Annotated in this window: 18 protein-coding genes and 1 riboswitch; of the genes, 4 read left to right on the top strand and 14 right to left on the bottom strand. The window is 48.5% G+C overall.

Going from position 1 to position 16,756, the window contains the following annotated elements:
• Positions 1–18 precede the first annotated feature (18 nt).
• Positions 19–1,554 carry a glucose-6-phosphate dehydrogenase gene (gene zwf / locus AC58QO_RS23225; protein ID WP_497269679.1) on the bottom strand — a complete coding sequence of 512 codons (1,536 nt, stop codon included), beginning with the start codon at positions 1,552–1,554 and terminating at the stop codon, positions 19–21.
• 191 nt (positions 1,555–1,745) lie between these two features.
• On the opposite strand from zwf, the gene AC58QO_RS23220 reads away from it, so the two are divergent.
• Positions 1,746–2,114, top strand: a complete 369-nt coding sequence (locus AC58QO_RS23220) for a hypothetical protein (protein ID WP_497269677.1) — start codon at positions 1,746–1,748, stop codon at positions 2,112–2,114.
• A 56-nt stretch (positions 2,115–2,170) separates the two neighbouring features.
• On the opposite strand, the gene AC58QO_RS23215 is transcribed toward AC58QO_RS23220, so the two are convergent.
• Positions 2,171–2,617, bottom strand: coding sequence for a GNAT family N-acetyltransferase (locus tag AC58QO_RS23215; protein ID WP_497269675.1), 447 nt, complete (start codon positions 2,615–2,617; stop codon positions 2,171–2,173).
• 130 nt (positions 2,618–2,747) lie between these two features.
• Between AC58QO_RS23215 and AC58QO_RS23210 the strand changes: the two genes are divergently transcribed.
• Entirely contained in the window at positions 2,748–3,467 is a 720-nt protein-coding gene (locus AC58QO_RS23210; protein WP_497269673.1) for a hypothetical protein, read from the top strand.
• A 93-nt stretch (positions 3,468–3,560) separates the two neighbouring features.
• Here AC58QO_RS23210 and lepB read toward each other — a convergent pair whose 3' ends face one another.
• From lepB to AC58QO_RS23185, 5 genes are all read right to left on the bottom strand, one after another.
• Entirely contained in the window at positions 3,561–4,109 is a 549-nt protein-coding gene (lepB, locus tag AC58QO_RS23205; protein ID WP_497269671.1) for a signal peptidase I, read from the bottom strand.
• Positions 4,110–4,127: 18 nt separating this feature from the next.
• Complete coding sequence (locus AC58QO_RS23200) at positions 4,128–4,775, bottom strand: response regulator (RefSeq protein ID WP_497269669.1); 648 nt, start codon at positions 4,773–4,775, stop codon at positions 4,128–4,130.
• A 26-nt stretch (positions 4,776–4,801) separates the two neighbouring features.
• On the bottom strand, positions 4,802–5,869 hold the full coding sequence (locus AC58QO_RS23195) for a sensor histidine kinase (RefSeq protein ID WP_497269667.1): 1,068 nt from the start codon (positions 5,867–5,869) through the stop codon (positions 4,802–4,804).
• 24 nt (positions 5,870–5,893) lie between these two features.
• Complete coding sequence (liaF, locus tag AC58QO_RS23190; RefSeq protein ID WP_497269666.1) at positions 5,894–6,556, bottom strand: cell wall-active antibiotics response protein LiaF; 663 nt, start codon at positions 6,554–6,556, stop codon at positions 5,894–5,896.
• A 134-nt stretch (positions 6,557–6,690) separates the two neighbouring features.
• Positions 6,691–7,356 carry a PspA/IM30 family protein gene (locus AC58QO_RS23185; RefSeq protein ID WP_497269664.1) on the bottom strand — a complete coding sequence of 222 codons (666 nt, stop codon included), beginning with the start codon at positions 7,354–7,356 and terminating at the stop codon, positions 6,691–6,693.
• A 153-nt stretch (positions 7,357–7,509) separates the two neighbouring features.
• Positions 7,510–7,661, top strand: a riboswitch (cyclic di-AMP (ydaO/yuaA leader).
• A gap of 4 nt (positions 7,662–7,665) precedes the next feature.
• On the opposite strand from AC58QO_RS23185, the gene AC58QO_RS23180 reads away from it, so the two are divergent.
• Entirely contained in the window at positions 7,666–8,457 is a 792-nt protein-coding gene (locus tag AC58QO_RS23180) for a stalk domain-containing protein (protein ID WP_497269662.1), read from the top strand.
• Positions 8,458–8,614: 157 nt separating this feature from the next.
• Positions 8,615–8,719: a YjcZ family sporulation protein gene (locus tag AC58QO_RS23175; protein WP_497269661.1), complete on the top strand. Its 105-nt coding sequence runs from the start codon at positions 8,615–8,617 to the stop codon at positions 8,717–8,719.
• Positions 8,720–8,799: 80 nt separating this feature from the next.
• On the opposite strand, the gene eutC is transcribed toward AC58QO_RS23175, so the two are convergent.
• The 7 genes from eutC to AC58QO_RS23140 form a co-directional block, all read right to left on the bottom strand.
• Complete coding sequence (eutC, locus tag AC58QO_RS23170; protein ID WP_497269659.1) at positions 8,800–9,492, bottom strand: ethanolamine ammonia-lyase subunit EutC; 693 nt, start codon at positions 9,490–9,492, stop codon at positions 8,800–8,802.
• 4 nt (positions 9,493–9,496) lie between these two features.
• A complete protein-coding gene (locus AC58QO_RS23165) occupies positions 9,497–10,870 on the bottom strand; it encodes an ethanolamine ammonia-lyase subunit EutB (protein ID WP_497269657.1) in 1,374 nt (457 codons plus the stop codon).
• Positions 10,867–12,333, bottom strand: coding sequence for an ethanolamine ammonia-lyase reactivating factor EutA (locus tag AC58QO_RS23160; RefSeq protein ID WP_497269656.1), 1,467 nt, complete (start codon positions 12,331–12,333; stop codon positions 10,867–10,869). Before AC58QO_RS23160 ends, AC58QO_RS23165 begins: the two co-directional genes overlap by 4 nt.
• Positions 12,334–13,081: 748 nt before the next feature.
• Positions 13,082–14,380 carry a molybdopterin molybdotransferase MoeA gene (locus AC58QO_RS23155; RefSeq protein WP_497269654.1) on the bottom strand — a complete coding sequence of 433 codons (1,299 nt, stop codon included), beginning with the start codon at positions 14,378–14,380 and terminating at the stop codon, positions 13,082–13,084.
• A gap of 29 nt (positions 14,381–14,409) precedes the next feature.
• The gene (gene moaA, locus AC58QO_RS23150) at positions 14,410–15,414 is read right to left on the bottom strand and encodes a GTP 3',8-cyclase MoaA (RefSeq protein ID WP_497269652.1); all 1,005 of its coding nucleotides are present in this window, start codon (positions 15,412–15,414) and stop codon (positions 14,410–14,412) included.
• 84 nt (positions 15,415–15,498) lie between these two features.
• Entirely contained in the window at positions 15,499–16,113 is a 615-nt protein-coding gene (gene mobA / locus AC58QO_RS23145) for a molybdenum cofactor guanylyltransferase (protein WP_497269650.1), read from the bottom strand.
• Positions 16,110–16,754, bottom strand: coding sequence for an MOSC domain-containing protein (locus AC58QO_RS23140; protein ID WP_497269649.1), 645 nt, complete (start codon positions 16,752–16,754; stop codon positions 16,110–16,112). The genes mobA and AC58QO_RS23140 overlap by 4 nt, the downstream gene beginning before the upstream one ends.
• Positions 16,755–16,756 lie beyond the last annotated feature (2 nt).

Below are 16,756 nucleotides of genomic sequence, written 5' to 3'. Positions count from 1 at the left end.
TGGATGAGCTACCCTATGTTAAGCCAATACGGTTGTTTTCTGAACTGCTTCCCAATCGACTTCCCCTTCATTCTGGCCGTTAATCGGCCACCACTTGAATCCATCATCGCTCAGCAGCTTCGCTGCTTCTGCAGGGCCCCATGAGCCAGCAGGATAGTGCTTGAGGTCTTCGGTCTGCTCGCTCCAAGCAGCTGCGATGCGATCCACATAGGACCATGCAAGCGCAACTTCATCCCAACGTGTAAAGTACGTGGAATCTCCACGAGTTGCATCATAGAGCAGACGCTCGTAAGCTTCTGGTGTATTGATGCCGATCTGACAGCTTTGGCAGAAGTCCATCGCTACAGGTACGATCACACCTTCAGAACCAGGCTGCTTCGCGTTCATTTTCAAATAAATGCCTTCCATCGGATTCACACGGAATACAAGCAGGTTAGGCTCTAACTCATGCTTCTTAGCCAGGTAGACATTGTTCGGAATGTTCTTGAATTCCACAACGACCTCGGTCGTTTTGACTGGCAGCCTTTTCCCCGTACGAATGTAGAAGGGCACACCCGCCCAGCGGAAATTATCTACGTGAACACGCGCTGCAAAATAAGTTTCAGTCGTCGATTGCGGATTCACAGAATCCTCTTCACGATAAGCAGGGAGCGCCTTGCCTTTGGCAGAACCGCCAGCATATTGACCGCGAATCACATTTGCGCGTACATCGTCGCCGTCTTCGAACAGACGAAGCGAGCGCAGCACCTTCACCTTCTCATCACGGATATCTTCCGGATGTAGACGGCTAGGCGGCTCCATCGCCATCATCATCAGCATTTGCAGCATGTGATTTTGCCCCATATCGCGAAGGGCGCCTGAGTGGTCATAGTACCCACCGCGCTCTTCAACACCGACAGTCTCACTTAACGTGATCTGGATGTTCGCTATGTATTTATTGTTCCAAAGCGGCTCAAAGAAGGCATTCGCGAAACGAACGAACTCGATATTTTGGACCATTTCTTTCCCCAAGTAATGATCGATACGATAAATATCCTTCTCTTCGAATACTTGACGAAGCTGTCCATTCAAACGCTCAGCCGATGGCAAATCGTAGCCGAACGGTTTTTCAATCACAAGACGATGCCAGCCCTCTGTTTTGAGTAAGCCGCCTTCACTTAAATTGTAGGACACATTACCGAACAGCTCCGGTGCCAGTGCTAAATAGAACAGACGGTTCCCGCCGGTTTGATATTTCTCATCCAGCTTCGCTGTCAGTGCATTCAGTTCATGGAAGCCAGCAACATTGTTAATGTCGAGTGACATGTATTCGAATCTTTGGGCGAATTTATCCCATTCTGCAGCATCCGTATTTTTGTAGCGGGCAAAATCTTGAATCGAATTTTTCACATCTTCACGGAATTGCTCATTCGTCCGCGGTCTGCGAGCCAGACCAACTACTGCAAAATTTTCTCCCAATTTACCTTCCCGATACAGGCTGTAAAAGGCCGGGAACAGCTTTCTTTTCGCTAAATCTCCCGTTGCACCGAAAATAAAAAACACAGCTCCACTCATCTATTCATCATTCTTTCTCTATTAGAATTAGTTAATATGCTTAGCATACCTAAAATTGTCAAGCTATTCAACTTATCTGGACACTTTATCCCATAACTTTTTCTTATGAGAAACTAGACATTCGTCTATACCGTTACCGATCCCATGGCATAGGCTAACAGTACATACCAATACGGAGGTGCCTCCTAGCCATGCAACCCTTTCATCCGATCACCGAAAAAAACTGCAAAAGTCTTATCGGAAAGCCCGTTCATGTCTTCTTAGCGAATGGCTCTGACTTTTATGGGATCGTCAGTCGCGTTGAGAAAAATAAGCTCATCTTAAATGATACTGGGCAAGCTAAGCTCAAGTCTTCCACCAAAAACACAAAGCCAACGCTTACGAAGAAGGGGAAAAAGAAGCCAGCTCAACCTGAGACCCTGACTCCAATGACAACCCCAGATCAGCTCTCATCCTTCGGCCTTATCCGCTTTGGCGGCCCTGCGCCGGAAGCGTTAGCCAGACCCACTGGTCCCGTAGAAATTCAAATCGACTACATTGCCGCCATGTTTAGCGATTGAACAAGACAAATTGAGAATGAAGGCTGTGGATGCTTACCTCACCTACAGCCCCGTTCTCAACGCTTGAGCTTCTTACTCATACGATAGCAGCTAAGCTCAGGAACAAAGGTATCAATTTCATACCCTCTTTTGCCATAAAATCGAATTGCTTTCGGGTTACTGTCATCTACAAAGAGCTCAACCGAACGACAACGCTCACTAAGTCCGTAGTCCTCCGCCGCTTTCATCAGCGAGTGTCCAATGCCTTTCCCTTGCTCACGCGGATCAACGGCCAGCATATCAATGAAGAGCATATTGGATTTGCGCATAACCGAAATGAAGCCGTAAGGCCGTTTGTACCCTTTTGCGATGACCAACGTTTTATTCGCGTTTAAACGTTTACGTATCTCCGTGAAAGTAACCGAATTGCCTGAGTCATACATTCTGGAAAAAGGAACTAATTGTTCAACAACTAATCGATATATAGCAGCGTCGTCAATGGTAGCCAAACGTTTGCGTATCACATGGCACCGCCTCCACAAGAAGCAATAATGCTATCTTATGTTGGTAAACCCGCAATTGACCCCACAAGTACCAATTTACCCCAGTCTACGCAAATGATATACTTAAGGTATACGAAATGAGGTGATCTTCATGATCAATGCGTATCCATCCGTCATGGCTGTGAACAGGTACCAAACTCACAAGGACTACTATCGTGTTGGAGCTGTAAGTGCGGTTTCCGGAGGTAAGTCGAATACGATTCGGCGAATGCTGGACTTGCCCTTTGAGGGACTGCCCTACAAACAATTCGCACAGACGGCTGCCAAAGACGTAGCAGGCTTCGTACAATCTACGCATAACGTCAAACAATCGGCGCAAACACTCGTCAACATGAGTGTTCCTTCAAGCACGAATTCGCCTAATAACACGCCTTCCAAAGATTCTCAAACCAACATCGCCCAGAAAGTTCAAGACTTTATTCATACATATAATGAATTGCAAGATCAACTTGGGGATTCACCTGACTACGTCAGTCATGCCCTTCTACAAGGTCTCGAAGGAACCGTTAAGCCGGGCACACTGGATGCGCTTGGCATCACCAAGCAGGATGACGGGAAGCTGCTCCTTCAAGCTGAGGTCTTCGAGGAACAACTTAAGCAGCCTACTGGCATTGATCGCAAAAGCTTGCTGAATCTCACCAGCTTTGCGAGCTCGTTAGTCAGCAGTATTGATCGCATGCAGCAGCTGCCTTCCGCTTCACTGTTCCAATTATCCTCCTCGCCGCTCAAGCCTTATGGCCAGTATCAATCGCAGCTTGGGGCGTATATGCCGGTTCCTTTGCGTGGTTTGTTGCTGGATACGAAGATGTGAGCTAAATTCACCTATTCCACCCCCATGCCTATAAAACAAGAGGCTGTCCCTCCAACGTAGAATCATCTACTGGTGAGACAGCCTCTTTCCATTTTAAAATAACTTTTTACCTAACACGTGATCAGTAGGAATGAATCCAATAACACGACTATCCATGCTATTGTTCCGATTATCCCCCATCACGAAAATATGGTCGGCTGGAACGGTCCACTTTTTGTTCCCGTTCGCTCGCATTTCCTCGTTGATATAAGACTCATTCAGAAGTTCGCCGTTGCGATACATCTGATTATCCTTAAGCTCAAGTTGATCCCCTGGCTTACCTATCACCCGTTTGATCCATACATGCTTATCATCACCGCGGACGAATAAGCTAAGCAACGGGCTATCCAATAAATCATTGATAAAAGTCCGCTTCATATCAACCCTAGAGTCGATAATAACAATATCCTCATAATTAGGCTCATAACGAAAGGTATGTGAAAGCTTCGATACATACACTCGCTGACTATCATGCAGCGTCGGATCCATCGAATGACCGCTAACTCGCGTCGATTGGAACACAAACACACCTAGAAATACAACTAAAACAAAGGAAATCACAATGGAACCAAACCAGCTCCAAATCTGTTTGACTACATTCAAGCTAATCGCTCCCTTGTGTTATTCCGCTAGTCCGTGCTTGAATGCATAGATCGCCGCTTGTGTGCGATCTTCTACGCCAAGCTTGGACAAAACGTTGGTGACGTGGAATTTTACCGTCTTCACACCAATGAATAAATCATCGGCCAGCTCTTGATTGGATTTGCCCTTCGCGATCAAGCGAAGCACTTCCATCTCGCGGTCCGTTAACTCTTCATGCGGCTCGGCTGCTGGCTTCGGTTGGCGGAAGCGGTTCATGATTTTCGATGCAACCTGCGACTCCAGAATCGATTGCCCTTTGGCCGCGGCTCTAATCGCTTGCGCGATTTCGGATGCTCGCGAGGTTTTTAACAAATAGCTGAAAGCTCCCGCTTCGATGACTGGATACATTTTCTCATCATCTAAGAAGCTCGTCAACACAATGACCTTGCATTCTGGGTACAATTGCAGTAATTTTCTAGTCGTTTCAATCCCGTCCATGCCTTCCATGACCAAGTCCATCAGGACCACATCAGGACGATATTCTGTGGCTAGCCGAATACCATCGTGACCATTGCTCGCTTCGCCTACAACCTCTATGCCATCTTCTGTCCCGAGGACAGCTGCTAGTCCGATTCTGACCATTTCATGATCATCGACGAGTAGTACTTTGATTAAGGTGTCGTCCATTCGCTTCTCCCTCTCTATGTACAGTGCTAATTCTCGATCAATTGAGGATCGCCCGCTAATAGTGGTACTCGAATCTCGATACGTGTCCCTCGATCAGGTGCTGTGATGATATCGACAGAGCCGCCGATCTCGTTCACGCGTTCCTTCATCGACACGATGCCATAGGAAGTCAGTTTCTTCGCATCCAGCTCAAATCCAACACCGTCATCGCGGATCACCAAACGAATGCCATCCGAACGATGAAGCAGCTTCACTTCCAGCTTATTCGCCTTAGAGTGTCGCAGTGCATTCGAAAGCGCTTCTTGCACGATGCGGAATAAATGATCTTCAATCCCCTTGTTCAAGCGGATTTCCTCATCCATATCCCAAGTGATCGCCATCGGAACCTTGGCTGCCAGCTCTTTCAAGAGCTCCACAAGGCCCTCGGACAATCGTTTGCCTTCCAAATGAATCGGCCTCAAATGCAGCAATAAGGCTCTCATTTCGGATTGTGCGACAGACGCCATTTCTTCAATCAGATGAATTTGCCGCTTCGCTTTCTCGAAATCCTTATCCAGCGTACGTCCTACGGCTGTTGCTGTCATCGAGATCGCGAACAATTGCTGGCTTACCGCATCATGCAGCTCGCGTGCCAAACGCTGACGCTCTTCAATGACTGCAGTAAGCTTAGCTTTCTCAGTAAGCTCAGCGTTACTATTCGACAATCGTTGGAGAGAGGTTACCTGCTCTTCCCATCGCTTCATAATTCGACTGAGTTGTTCACCTAAACGCCCGATCTCATCATCGTCTCCGTTTTGGAAGCCTTCTCGGGCAAATGTTCCTTTTTCTAATAAAATCATTGTCTCCATCATCGGCTCAAGTCTGCGAGTCACCTTCGAGCTGTTCCAGTAACCGAACACCGCCCCAATCACACCTAGAATCGATAAAGCCATGAACGAGAATTTGACACCCTGCTGCCAGCTGGCAAAGGGCTCGATCAAATGTCTTGAATTCAAGAAATATAGCATAGCGCCGAAAACAGCGAAGCTAAAGAGGATCGATTCCCCCATGCTGCGCCATATCATATTCGTTAAACGTCTCTTGTAGCCGTCCACTTGGTGATGTACCCCCTCCAGCCGTTACAATACTTTAACCTTGATATCTCCTACGATGAAAGAGAGCACGAGTTTCACCCGATGGTCGCAATGTTGGTAATTCTCTGATTGCCATACCACTTTATTCATCACACCTGCCTCACGTTGCTCGGCTACATGAAGCTGACCAAACATCACGGAAGCTGTAACGGAAACGCCAATATCATCGGGTATCTTTATATCAATATCTCCTACAACGCCCTGTAGGATGACTGTTGTTTCCTTTTGTTCTAGAATCGCCAGCGAGAGATCAATGTACGTTTCTCCCACCAAGTACCATGTCGAGGTATTCCGTAGAATCCAAGGCTCTCGGCCGAGGCGTATGCTGTCTACAATCTTTTGCTTTTGTGTATATGTCTCATCCTTATGAACCTGCTTGGATCGAATGAAAAATAAACCTAATGAAATCAACACAACCGAAATGGCAATTGTAACATGATCACCAAATAAAATGACGGCACCGATCCCCATCAGCACATAACCCTTGCGTTCTTTGCGTGAACGAACACGATGAATGCCCAGCAATATAAGGATTATGGCCATAATGGGAAAAAAGCCTACGGTATGATCCAGAAGCAAAAAAACACCGGCTCCAATCAGCACAAGCGCTGTATTCCGGCTGCGGTTATTTTTCGTTTCTTCTCCCATCGATGCACCTCCTCTGGCTGCTGCTCCATGTCTTTCGTTCATACGATTCCTAGCATACCATAAGAATGGACGACCTCCAAGATGCAAATCCTTATCGGACAAGGCTTTGCAATTCATGGAGGTCACGATCATGGCTATTTTTTGCTGCGCGGGTCGTGCTGATTGTGCTGATCTCGCGAGCGCTGCTCTTGCTGCCACTCGTGCTGCAGCTTGCTGCGCAGCGCGCGCAGCTCATGCTGAAGGTTGCCTCCGGCTTCCTTCAGCGTTTCCTTCGACAGGCGGCCCGCCACGCGGAGCCCCTGCAGCGCCTCCCGGCCGAGCTCGCGGCCGGTGACCTCCAGCTCGCGCCATGTGTCGCGAGCCTCTTTGCTGTGCAGCCCGCTGCGCGGCTGCCCAGCCTCGGCTGCGTGCCGGGCACGCTGCTCGCGCAGTTCCTCTGCGAGCGCCAGGCACAAGTCCTGGCTGCTCGCGTACTGCGCGCGATAGTGCTCGCCAGCGGCTTCCTCGCGCAGCTTCTCTTGCAGTGCGAGCCGCGCGAGATCCTCTTCGCCTGCGCGCATCGCCAGCTCGGCTTGCTCGCCGCGCAGCTTCGCCATCTCTTCCGCTCGCGCGATATGGCTGCGCAGCCCAATCGTTGCCTGGAGCGCCTCGTCATAGCGCTCCTCCAGCTTGATTATGGTGCTGTCCTCAAAGGCACCTGGATTCGTTTTCCCGATGGTCTCCTGCCAGACGGTTTCTGCCATTTTGCCAATTCGATCAAATATATTAGTAGGATCAATTTCCCGATTCTTATTGTTCATGTCAATCGCCCCTCATCCTTCATCATACTCCTATCGTAGCTCAATTTCTGGCAGTCTAAAACCGACTATCGACTGTTTTTGAACCTAGACCTAAGTCCAGTATTTTGATCTCGACCATATTTTGGTCGTTGTTTGAGCCTGTCTGCAATGATAAAATATTTGAAGCCGAGTCTGGTGCGTAAATTAGGCACTAGTACGGGGGACGAAATACTTGGGGTGAATATTTGCTTCGGCTTGGAGCAGACTAGGGAGAACCTTCTTCCCGAACCCGTCAACTAACCTCGAAGGCTCATGAAGGAGGATTACCAATTGAATAAGTTTACCAAAGGGTTAACTAGCCTTGCCGTTACACTGTCGGTATTGGCAGGAGGCTTTCTTTCCCCATTTTCGGCTCAAGCAGCTGAAATGGAAGTGAAAGTGCAAGTCAATGATGACCTGATTCATTTCCCAGATGCACAGCCATTTTTGGATGGCAACCACACGACCCAAGTTCCACTTCGGTTCGTAACCGAGAAGCTTGGTTATACCGTGAACTGGCAAAAAGATGGAAATCAAATTAAGGTAACATTAAATAACAACAAACATACGATTACCTTGGTATCCGGGGAAAAAGAAGCCAGCATTGATGATGCACCAGTCGTCTTAGATGGAGCTTCCCAGTTTCAAAATGGGCGCGTTTATGTGCCGCTACGATTTCTTTCCACAGCTGCAGGGGTCCCTGTACAGTGGGATGCTAGCAGCAATATCGCCATTTTAAACAAAGATGGCGGACATCATGCACCTGACTATGACATTTTCGAGTCCACAGCTTATTCAGCAGATCCTTCTGAAAATGGCGGATACGGGGCCTTTGATTACATGGGCAACCCGCTTGCGATCGGCACAGTTGCTGTTGATCCATCCGTAATTCCACTAGGTACGAAACTTTATATTGAAGGTTATTCTTTTAGTGGGCTTCCTCAAGGCGGTATGTACGTGTATGCCACCGATACCGGCGGCGCCATTAAAGGAAAGAGAATGGATATCTTTGTTCCAGGTTCGAGAAAATCCTTAAAAAGCTTCGGCATTCAGAAAATTAAAGTGTATCATATCCCCAATTAATAGTAGACGAAAGCTGCCTTGAGAATTCTCTCAAGCGCAGCTTTTTTCGTGGGTGAATGTTCCTACGGATAGCGGGCATTCGTCCAATCAACGGATATCCCCCGGTCATATGCTATATAGTGTTTAACCCATATCATTGATAACCGGAGGGGATACTATGTCAGCTGTAGGCAGTTGTGGCACGCCAGGATACGGAAGTTCTGCAGGCTTAATTCTTGTTCTTTATGTACTGTTGGTCATCATTCTTGCTACTTTCTACTAAGACTTATACCCCAATGAGCTTTATACAAATAGGCCCGCCTGTTGAAGCATCTAATTAGAGCTTCAGCAGGCGGGCTTCATTTATTTAAAATCGATACCACTTGTTCGTTGTGTCAGGATCTGCTCAAGATGACCTCCAATATAAGCTCCCGCTTCCATGGGAGGTGTTCCGCCGCGATGGATGTTCGAAATGACCATTCGATCCGAATCCGTTCTTCCTGTTCTTGGTTGGTAACACATGTAGGCGCTTAATGATTCCGCTGTTACAAGACCTGGCCTTTCGCCGATAAGCAGCACTAGACATTCTGGTTTCAGCAAATCACCTATGGCATCCATACAGCCTACCCGTCCTCGATTTACATATATCGTTGTTCCCGCCGTTAAACCACGCAATCGTAAGGAATCCAGCAACGCAGGATACAGATCTCGCATGTTTGCTTCTACACTATTTGCACTTAATCCATCAGATACTACGATTTGCACCTGCGGGGAATGCTGACATCTCGCTATGATCTCCTGCTTGCTTTCGTCCTTCAACACCCTGCCCAGCTGGGGACGCTTTAAATATATATCCTTTGAATCCGCACAGGAATCGGTGATAAGCCATCCCATTTCTGTAAGAAAAGTAGGACTCACCTCACTTTGCACGGCATCTACACTGCTTGCATGATCCCAACCAAAGGTTAGTAACTCGCTCGTTAAGGGCCGAGTGCCTGATCGGGAGACACCAATCCGTGCTGGCGTCAGTGCCTTCATTGCCGTAATCTCATCCATCCTCCTAAGCACCTCCTCGCCAAAACAACCTAGGATCACCGGCTAATGAACTAAGCGTACCGTTGGACCATAAGCCCATGTCCTGCATCCAATCTCGAAAGGCAGGTGATGGCGTGCGCCCGAAAAGCTCTCGTAAAGTGGCAATATCATGATAGCCCAGCGATTGATAATTAAGCATGCAGTCATCCGCCATGGGCACACCAATGAGGAAGTTCACATGTGCGCTGGCCAGCATGACGGATAGGGAATCCATATCATTTTGATCGGCATTCATATGATTGGTGTAGCATACATCAACGCCCATAGGGAGACCATGCATTTTGCCCATAAAATGATCCTCTAAACCTGCACGTATGACTTGTTTGCTGTTATATAAATACTCTGGTCCGATGAAGCCAACCACCGTGTTAACCAGAAAAGGCTTATAGATCCTCGCTAATCCGTAGCATCTTGCTTCCAACGTCACTTGGTCAATGCCATGATGAGCTTCAGAAGACAGCTCTGAGCCCTGCCCCGTTTCAAAATACCACCGATTCGGCCCCGTCGCACTGCCCTCGCTGTAGATCAAGGCATTCGCTTCATCCAGAAGCTCTTTGTGAATGCCAAATGCGCGATTGCCTTTCTCCGTGCCGGCCAAGCTCTGAAAAATAAGATCAGCCCTTGCCCCCTGCTTGATCGCCTCCATCTGTGTCGTCACGTGGGCCAAGACACAGTTCTGCGTGGGGATGCGCCAAGTCTCCATGACTTCCTTCGCAGCTTCCAGCAACGCTTTGGTCGTCTGCGGGTGATCTGTTACCGGGTTAATGCCGATAACCGCATCCCCTACGCCGTAACTCAGCGCCTCATAAAGCGAAGCTTTCATACCTTCTAGTGAATCGGTAGGATGGTTCGGCTGCGCTCGGCTGTTGAGTGTCCCCTTATGTCCGATCTCTGTATTGTTCGTTGTCTTCACCTCAATACGCGATGCCGCCTGAATGAGATCCAGATTCGTCATGATTTTGGCGACAGCTGCAATCATCTCGCTCGTTAGCCCTTTCGATATACGGAGCAGCTCATCCCCCGTCGTTTCCGTCCGCAGCATATATTCACGCAGCTCTGCCACGGACCACTGGCTTATAGAAGCGTATACAGTTTCAACTACATTCTCCTCGATGACCCTCGATACCTCATCTTCTTCTGCTGGCAGTAGCGGATGATTTCGAATATCACAGAGAAGAAGATCCGCAAGTACCGTTTTAGCTGCGATTCTTTCCTTCAGATGGGAGGCTCCTACACCTGCCAAATCATCACCGGAACGTGCTTCATTTGACTTGCCGAACACTTCTTTCAAGCTTCCGAACGTATAGACATGACCTCTTATCGACGTTTTCAATTTCATTGGCTCACCTCGGTAACCTCATGAGAAAATAGCAGCGTTTTTACAATTACAGGAATCGTACGATTCCCAATCAGCTCGCCAAGATCGATGTAATCACCAAAGCTCAGAGAAATGCCATCGACACATACGATGCGGGGATTCCCTTGACAACCAAGAGAAAGAAGCTGGCCCAGTGCTTTGGCCATATCTTGATCACATAGCATAACTACGATCTGATGATGTCTAAAATGGGAGGTCAACAGCGGGATCAGCTGGCCCGCAAGTTCCTGCAGTTGTTTATAGGTGTACGGATGCTCCGTTGTCATCGCTATACCAAATGGTGCCTGATCCGATGTACCGTACAGCTGGATCGCTTTTTGGAATACTTCCTCCAAATCGGCCGCTAGCTTTGCTGCATCAAGATGCAGCCGGCATTTCACGATTGGCACATTGCGTAAGGGGAGCGTAGCTGCATCCACATGAATGGTTGAACCACTGAGCTCCACGCTCTGCAAGCCCGCTCCAATGACCGTGGCACGCTGCGTTTGCTTGGCTTCCACTAGCGTAAAGCCAAGCTCCGTCCAAGTCTCATAGATGGCTTGTGCAAGCAGGGGACCGATATCATCGTATATCGTGATGTCTGACATTTCCAAGTTAGACGGGCATTGTAACAGATCCAGTTCTGCGATACCTCCAGAAAGCATCCATTCATCCGCTTGCGGGAGTTGTGAGGGGAGTGGACCAAGGGCGAGGAGCACGGCCTCAGCAACAGATTTACTACCAGCTAAAAACAACCCTATCCCTTGTGCCATTCGTCGAGTCAGATCCTGAAGTACATGGATGCTGGTAATTTGTCCAGGTTTCAACCATATTCCCTGTTCGTCAAGCCAGCGATCAATAGCTGAAGATACATATGTCACCATCCCATCCGCTTGCACCCGAATGACGCTTCCGCCCATATGAAAGGTTGCCGTCGCAATCGGCATACCATTCCGAAACCATGCCACATTCGCTGTACCTCCCCCAACATCCATGTTGGCTATGGTGTTTTGAAGATTTGCTGAACGTTGCGCTGCGCCTGATCCTTTGCCCGCCATGATGGCTTCCAAATCGCTCCCCGCCGTTGCCACAACGAAGGCGCCTGCCTGCTCCGCAAGCCTATGCAGCAAATCTTCTGCATTCGTTTTCGTTGCAGTTTCTCCCGTCATGATGACCGCCCCGCTGCCAATATCGGCAAGCGATACACCTGCGCATTGGAGCTCGGCTTCTAGAAGCTCTGTTAGCTTTGCAGCATCAATGGTTACAGGATCGAGCAAGGGTGTGCGAACAATTGGACTCGCATACAAGAGCTTCCTTTCCGTGATTTCATCGTGAGACATCGTGAAGGACGCTCCACGTTGCGTCATGGTAAGCCGACTTACAACGAACTTCGTTGTACAGGTCCCGATGTCGAGTCCTACACTAATAAGATGAGTTTCCTTCATGCGCATTCGCTCCTCCCGGACTCTATCTCACTCGGACACCAACTTTTAAACCCTTTTCGGCTTATATCTCACTCGGCCCTCTCTTAACCACTTTTTCCTCCTCTATCTCCTCTACAGGTACTATCCCTTCCACTCAGGACGACAAGGAGTTCAGGTTCTGAGCTGTGGGGATAGTGTTGATAGCAGGTTCCTGCGCGATTAATATTACTCAACTCCTCCCTCTACAGAGTATCCCTTCCACTCAGGACGACAACGAGTTCAAGTTCTGAGCTGTGGGGATAGTGTTGATAGCAGGTCCCTGCGCGATTGATATTACTCAACTCCTCCCACTACAGAGTATCCCTTCCACTCAGGACGACAACGAGTTCAAGTTCTGAGCTGTGGGGATAGTGTTGATAGCAGGTTCCTGCGCGATTGATATTACTCAACTCCTCCTCTACAGAGTATCCCTTCCACTCAGGACGACAACGAGTTCAGGTTCTGAGCTGTGGGGATAGTGTTGATAGCAGGTTCCTGCGCGATTGATATTACTCAACTCCTCCCACTCAGGACGAAACCTTTCCCTCTGCTCGACCTCGGCTCCCTACAAAAAAAGACGCTACAGCCGACCCTCCTGATAGACGGTTACTTGTTAGCGCCAAACGTTGATTCATATAGAATATGATCTAATCTTTTTATAAAAGTATAAGTTCACTTCGATATCTTGTTATTAAGTCGTAACTCTATCTTCTATATATTCTTATTATCGTTATCTCGTTGTATAAACTTTCACAACATCGCCACGCTGAAAGCCCTGCCCCCCTGCCGGCAGCCAAATCAAGCAATCCGCATCCTTGATCGACACCATAATACTCGACTTATCGATGCCGGCTGGTCTGACCCATAAAGAACCCGCTTCGACTCGTGTTGTCCCCCGTATATAACGAGGGTAGGCAGAAGGTTTATCATAAGGGACATCCAAATAGGCTGTAAACTCTTCCGCCACAGGACTCTGGCTCCCCAACATCGCGTTAAGTATGGGCTTAGCAAATAGCTCGAAGCCAACGAACGATGCTCCGGGATTACCTGACAATGCAACTAACAGTTTTCCCTTCCATAGCGCAGCACTCGTCGGAGTGCCAGGGCGCATGGCTACTTTATTAAACAGCAGCTTCCCGTCGAATCGCCCGAATAGGTCGACAAGGACATCGTAATCGCCAACCGAGACACCGCCTGAGGTCAGAATGAGATCGACATCACCCAGCACAGCCTCGAGTGCGGTCTCTACCTGCTGAGGATCATCAGAGAGTGCCGGCATGATCAGGGCCGTTCCGCCAATTGCTTCCACTTGTGCCGCCAGCATGTAGCTGTTGCTATTGCGTATTTTCCCAGGCAGCAGCTCCTGTTCCACATGCAGCAGCTCTGACCCGGTTGAGAAAATAGCCACTCTCGGCTTGCGATATACCTCAACCTCTGAGAACCCGAAGGTCGCTAAAATCGCGGCTTCTCCTGGACCAATCTGGGTTCCACGGTCGATGACGAGCTCCCCGCGGGCAACCTCACCTGCAATTGGCGTAATGTTACTTGCCGCTTGCACATTTTTCTTAACCTTCACCTTGGCAACAATGGAAGATAGTGACTCCTCCTGCATGGAATCCGTCATCTCCAGCATCACAACAGTATCAGCGCCATCTGGAACAGGCGCCCCCGTCATGATACGAGCAGCGGTTCCTGCCTGAATCGTCATCTGGGGCATGGTCCCGCTTGGAATCCGCTCGATCACATGTAAGATAACCGGAGCATCCGGTGATGCCTCAGCGATATCCTGTGAACGAACAGCATACCCATCTACGCCTGACCTGCGAAAATGCGGCACAGCATGATCCGCATAAATATCCTTCGCCAACCTTCTGCCGAAGGACGTCGGCAGCGAAACGAACTCCGTCTCTGTGGGCTTAACGTACTCGTAAAGTGCGGCTCGCGCCTCTTCGACCGAGATTACATTGCGGCCAAACCTAAGTTTCATTTCGTTGTTCGCTTGTTTCATTTCGCTTCTCGCTTGCTTCACTTACTTCCTATGCCCCCCACGCCCTCTAGCTAGCCGCCGATTTGCGACATTCTGCGATTAGTTGGTGTATGCGACTGTTCCTCATTCATCAAGGCCTGAGCCATTTCGTGATTTTGCGGTTTAATATCCAACGCCCGGAAGAACAAGTCTTCCACCGCAGCATCATCGCCAATATATTTGCGTACATTAAATTCATCCGACCAATACAAGCAAGGCTTGATATTTCCATCTGCCGTCAGACGCAGGCGATTGCAAGTCTCACAGAAATGATCGCTAATCGGATGAATAAGGCCAAAGGAGCCTAATGCCCCCTCAATGCGATAATTCTGTGCAGGGCCATTGCCATAAACCGCGTCTGAAGCTTTAGCTTCCCAGCCCATTTCCTTGCAGCGATCGAGAACTGTCGTAAGCGATAGGTAACGGCTTTTCCAATCCTCATCTTGATGACCGATTGGCATATATTCAATAAATCGCACCTGAATCGGGCGATCAATCGTCATTTGTAAGAAATCTGCGATTTCATCATCATTAATGCCTTTCATCAGCACCACATTCAGCTTAATCGGCGTAATACCAACCCGATAAGCTTCTTCAATCGAGGCTAAAACACGGCGAATATCCCCGCCACGCGTGATCATCGAGAACCGATCCGCTTTCAACGAATCCAAACTAATATTTACACGGGTTAACCCTGCTGCCCGAAGCTTCTCAGCCCGCGATGCAAAGTAAATCCCATTCGTAGTCAATGCTATATCTTCAATACCGGGAATCTGTGATAGCATGCCGATCAGCTGCTCTAGGTTTTTACGAACTAGAGGCTCTCCGCCGGTTAATCGCAATTTGCGAACACCAAGACCAGCTAATACACGGACGATCTCTGTTATTTCATCAAAAGTTAACAGCTTCTCATCCGGCTCAAATTCCATTCCTTCTTCCGGCATACAATATACACAACGCAAATTACAACGATCTGTCACTGAGATGCGCAGGTAATCATGCATCCGTCCAAAACGATCTATTAGCAGTTTTGGCATAGGAGTTCACCTTCTCTCTCTGTTCATTATGGCATATTTCCTGACAAAATCCTAGGTTTTATGGCTTTTTATCTGGAAATCATTTCATAATGGTAGATTTCCTAACATGTCTTCATATTCTTCTGGTGTATTCATATTCGCAGCGAAATTCGTTCGAATCCCACGTTTCACGAATTCATCCGTCCTCACAGAACGCCAATCCAAATGATCAAGCAACCCCATCAATCGATAGCATTGTTGTTGAAGCAGGAGTTCAGCCTCCGGCCCTACTTCTCTGGCATAAATGCCATGAAGGGGGTGCAGACGGTCCTCTATTTCCGGGATGACCGCATCCACATTCGACTCTCGGCATACCTCCACCATAAAGCTAGCTGCATCAGCAGAGATGAAAGGCATGTCGCAGCCGACGATCCATAAATGAGTCCCGAGCGCGACGCAGGAGGCGGCATGAATACCGCTTAAAGGGCCTTTTTGGAGATAGTAGTCGCTCACACACTGCACGTTAATACCTTTAACCTCAGCAAGCAATGGCTGTAAAACCTCATGTGTATTAGTTACCACGATCATTTGCTCACACACGTGTGACATTTCTTTCAGTTGTCTTAGCAGAATAGCTTCCCCCTGCACAGGTAAGAGCGCCTTGATTCTCCCGCCCATACGGCGATTCAAGCCTCCAGCAAGAATGACGCCTGTTATCATGCTTCGAGCTCCACTAAACGTTTCCTGAAGGATTGCTTCCAGCTTGCAGAAAGTGCATCTACAGCAAGAACACGTTTAACCCCTTCAACATTGAACTTATCGTGATATTTAATCTGATTGGCGAAGGCAATCGTCACACCCGCTTCATCTCTATCGATGCGTCTCAACTCGGAACTAGGTGCGATAACCCCTTCCTGCAGCACGCGAAAATAATACCCCGTATAGCCTGTCTCTTGAACGTAGAGCGTTGCTTCTGGCCAATCCATGCGCTTTGCTAGTTTATGACAAGGCTGTCTGGGCTGTGAAACTTGAACGATAACCTCATCAATGGCAAACGTATCACCGATACATAGCTCATGCTCTTGCAAACCGCGAATCGTGAGGTTTTCACCAAAAGTGGCGGCATCCAGCTTGTTTCCCCGCAGATTTTCCCAGTACGCATAATGCTCCTCCGGATATACACAGATCGCTTTATCAACACCGCCATGAACCGTCAAATCCGCTTGCCCATCCCCGTCTATTTGTACCTTCGATACAAACAAAGAGGAGCTGACCGGCGTCTTATAAATCCCCGTGGTCAGCTCTTTGCCTTGATATAAGATTGTTTTGGGTAATCCCACATTAATAGATGTAATTTGCACGG

This window comes from Paenibacillus sp. J31R30 (assembly GCF_059692115.1).
Note: the sequence above shows the minus strand (reverse complement) of the source record. Positions and strands in the feature narration are given on the sequence as shown.

Coding starts and splice junctions, on each gene's coding strand:
- zwf (WP_497269679.1), bottom strand. CDS start 1,554: ATGAGTGGAGCTGTGTTTTTTATTTTCGGTGCAACGGGAGATTTAGCG.
- AC58QO_RS23220 (WP_497269677.1), top strand. CDS start 1,746: ATGCAACCCTTTCATCCGATCACCGAAAAAAACTGCAAAAGTCTTATC.
- AC58QO_RS23210 (WP_497269673.1), top strand. CDS start 2,748: ATGATCAATGCGTATCCATCCGTCATGGCTGTGAACAGGTACCAAACT.
- AC58QO_RS23200 (WP_497269669.1), bottom strand. CDS start 4,775: ATGGACGACACCTTAATCAAAGTACTACTCGTCGATGATCATGAAATG.
- liaF (WP_497269666.1), bottom strand. CDS start 6,556: ATGGGAGAAGAAACGAAAAATAACCGCAGCCGGAATACAGCGCTTGTG.
- AC58QO_RS23185 (WP_497269664.1), bottom strand. CDS start 7,356: ATGAACAATAAGAATCGGGAAATTGATCCTACTAATATATTTGATCGA.
- AC58QO_RS23175 (WP_497269661.1), top strand. CDS start 8,615: ATGTCAGCTGTAGGCAGTTGTGGCACGCCAGGATACGGAAGTTCTGCA.
- eutC (WP_497269659.1), bottom strand. CDS start 9,492: ATGGATGAGATTACGGCAATGAAGGCACTGACGCCAGCACGGATTGGT.
- AC58QO_RS23165 (WP_497269657.1), bottom strand. CDS start 10,870: ATGAAATTGAAAACGTCGATAAGAGGTCATGTCTATACGTTCGGAAGC.
- AC58QO_RS23160 (WP_497269656.1), bottom strand. CDS start 12,333: ATGAAGGAAACTCATCTTATTAGTGTAGGACTCGACATCGGGACCTGT.
- moaA (WP_497269652.1), bottom strand. CDS start 15,414: ATGCCAAAACTGCTAATAGATCGTTTTGGACGGATGCATGATTACCTG.
- mobA (WP_497269650.1), bottom strand. CDS start 16,113: ATGATAACAGGCGTCATTCTTGCTGGAGGCTTGAATCGCCGTATGGGC.